The organism is Sphingomonas sp. FUKUSWIS1, assembly GCF_000733135.1.
Classification (GTDB): domain Bacteria; phylum Pseudomonadota; class Alphaproteobacteria; order Sphingomonadales; family Sphingomonadaceae; genus Sphingomonas; species Sphingomonas aerolata.
In genome coordinates, this window is the sequence record NZ_JPJC01000207.1 from 1 (window position 1) to 1,744 (window position 1,744).

General features: G+C 67.4%; 2 protein-coding genes. Both read right to left on the reverse strand.

The features are described from left to right. Positions 1-76: 76 nt before the first annotated feature. Positions 77-604 carry a peptidoglycan-associated lipoprotein Pal gene (gene pal, locus sphsw_RS12595; RefSeq protein ID WP_031395926.1) on the reverse strand — a complete coding sequence of 176 codons (528 nt, stop codon included), beginning with the start codon at positions 602-604 and terminating at the stop codon, positions 77-79. 52 nt (positions 605-656) lie between these two features. Then, positions 657-1,744: Tol-Pal system beta propeller repeat protein TolB (gene tolB, locus sphsw_RS12600; RefSeq protein WP_031440920.1), on the reverse strand; the 1,088-nt coding region annotated here is incomplete at its 5' end.

The window sequence follows — 1,744 nt, forward strand, 5'->3', positions numbered from 1 at the left end:
GGTCAGCCAGTCTGGATCCCCGCCTCCGCGGGGATGACGGCGGGAAAGGCCCCCGAAGGGCCCTCCCCACCAACCCTTAGTTCAGCACAATCGTGACCGCCCGGCGATTCTCCGCCCAGGCCGCATCGTCCGACCCCTGCGCCACCGGCCGCTCCGACCCATAGCTGATCGTCGTCATCCGCGACGCCGACACGCCGCGCGCCGCGAGGTAGTTCTTCGCCGAATTGGCCCGCCGGTCGCCCAGCGCCAGGTTATACTCGCGCGTGCCGCGCTCGTCGCAATGCCCCTCGATCGTGATCCGGACATTGGGGTTGCGCGCCAGCCACTCGGCCTGGCTGTCGAGGATCGCGCGCGCGGTCGGATCGATATCGTACATGTCGAGCGCGAAATTGACCGTGTTGCTCTGCACTGAGCGGCGGAAATCGGCGTCCGACCCGGGCACGATCGCGCCGTTCGCGCCGCCATTGGCCAGCCCGCCGGTCGGGTCGACGCCCGCCGACGAATCGACGGGGGCGGGCGGCAGGGTCTCGGGCCGCTTCTTGGCGCAGCCCGCGACGGCGATCAGCGCGGTCGCGCACAGCAGCGTTGTCGTAAACTTGGCCATCACATCTTCTCCCGTGGTCGGAACATATTCCAACATAGATTACATAATCGGTCTAGGGCCGCAGCGGGCCCCAGGCTGGATCCGACCCGTCGAGCGGGGTCGGAATCTTGCGCTCGTTGACGCCCGTCAGGTCGACGGACCACAGATCCGCCTTGCCCCCGCCGCCGCGTCCCGAGCGGAAGAAGTTGATAACGCGGCCGTTCGGCGACCAACTCGGCCCCTCGTCCTGCCAGTCGTTGGTCAGCAGCTTCTCGCCCCCGCCGCTCGGGCTCATGATCCCGATCCGGAACCCGCCGCCCAGCTTGGTGAACGCGATCAGGTCGCCGCGCGGGCTCCACACCGGCGTCGCATAGCGCCCGCCGCCGAAACTGATCCGCTGCTGGTTCGATCCGTCCGCGTTCATGACATAGATCTGCTGCCCGCCCGACCGGTCGCTCTCGAACACGATCTTCGATCCGTCGGGCGAATAGCTGCCGCCGGTATCGATGCCGGGCGAATTGGTCAGCCGCTGCGGCGCGCCGCCCTGGCTCGACACGCGGTACACGTCGGTATTGCCGCCCTGCGCCATCGAGAACAGGATGTTGCGGCCATCGGGCGAGAAGCGCGGCGCAAAGGTCAGGCTGGCATTCTGCACCACGAGCCGCTGCCGCCCGGTGCCGATGTCATAGACATAGATCGCCGGCCGGTTGTTCACATAGCTCATATACACGATCGACTGCTGGTTCGGCGCGAACCGCGGCGTCAGCACGATCGACTGGCCGTTGGTCAGGAACCGGTGGTTCGCACCGTCCTGGTCCATGATCGCCAGCCGCTTGATCCGGCGATTCTTCGGCCCGGTTTCCGAGACATAGACGACGCGGCTGTCGAAATAGGCGCCCTCGCCGGTCAGTCGCGTATAGACCATGTCCGCGCATTTATGCCCGGCACGCCGCCAGTCCGACGGCGGCACGACGAACCCCTGCCGGGTCAGCTCGGCGCGCGACGACACGTCGTACAGATAGCAGCCGACCGTCAGGTTCCCGTCGCCATTCGCGCGGATGAAGCCCTGCACCAGCGCCTGCGCACCCGTGCTGCCCCAGTAATCGAACCCTGGTGCGGTAACCTCGGGAAAGCCGATCGCGCGCAGCTGCCCGGGGGCGA

What these genes read in the sequence shown, in the direction of transcription:
- pal (WP_031395926.1), bottom strand. Translation starts at nt 604, where the DNA reads ATGGCCAAGTTTACGACAACGCTGCTGTGCGCGACCGCGCTGATCGCC.